The organism is Pseudoalteromonas sp. Z1A6 (assembly GCF_011378745.1).
Classification (GTDB): Bacteria; Pseudomonadota; Gammaproteobacteria; order Enterobacterales; family Alteromonadaceae; genus Pseudoalteromonas; species Pseudoalteromonas arctica.
The window spans coordinates 1-843 of the sequence record NZ_WTKW01000660.1 but is presented as its reverse complement, the minus strand read 5'-3'; the positions used below and the strand labels follow the sequence as shown (position 1 = coordinate 843).

Genomic DNA, 843 nt, shown 5'->3' with positions numbered 1-843 from the left:
TTTTAACTGGAAGGCTTCTTTCCAACTATCAGAGTCGGCTAGGTAATTGATAATATTAATGTCTAATCGATTAAACTTTTCATAGTTTTGTGTAGCCACTTCAGAGAAACCTGTTATTGCTATCACTGGTGTCGAAAAATTCGGTGATTCAGTATCTCGTATTGTATCAATAATTTCATTAGTTACATCAGTTGTATGTTTTGCATCTTTTTGAAGTGGAACCAATAAGTCTGTGACAATAAGATCAAACTTTTTTTTACCTGACTCTATAACAAACCTTGAGAAGTGTTCACACGGTATTATTTCTGACTCAGGTATTTCTTGTTTGAGCGTTTCTTCTATTTGTGAGTATTTTATTTCATCGTCTTCAAGTATTAAAACATTCATTTATTCTGCAACGCCTTTTCTAAGTCAATCATCCATTTTGAATCGTCCACAACATAGTAAATACATGCAACAACTTCACAGTTTAACAGTGATTTAAATATTGCTGGTGCTTTATCTAGAGGGTAATGTTCTTCTGAAATTTCAATACTGGGATGTTGAGTTATAACTATACAGCGATCTTCTCTTTGCATTTCTGATAGCTCTAGTAGTATGTCAATTCCGCCAGTTAACAGTGACATGGGAGAACCTTCTCCTTGTTCCGCTGTGTGGCTAGGAATTGCCATATCGATAAATATTAAATCAAAAATAGATTCATCAATTTCATCAATAGCTTCAGCTAAGCTCACAGCCAACTTAACTTCAGGATTAGAAAATTTCTGATTAGAAAATTTGAGTAAGTCATTAGCTTTATAATCATCATCTTCAATAATTAAAATTTTCATAATTAATATCCTA

The 843-nt window shown here is 32.6% G+C and carries 1 protein-coding gene and 1 pseudogene; both read right to left on the bottom strand.

Annotated elements, in window-relative coordinates:
• Positions 1–387, bottom strand: a pseudogene (locus GQR46_RS20195) (nucleoside phosphorylase); the annotation flags it as partial.
• The coding region (locus tag GQR46_RS20190) for a response regulator (RefSeq protein WP_206009735.1) at positions 384–843 on the bottom strand (460 nt) is incomplete at its 5' end. The gene GQR46_RS20190 and the pseudogene GQR46_RS20195, both read right to left, overlap by 4 nt.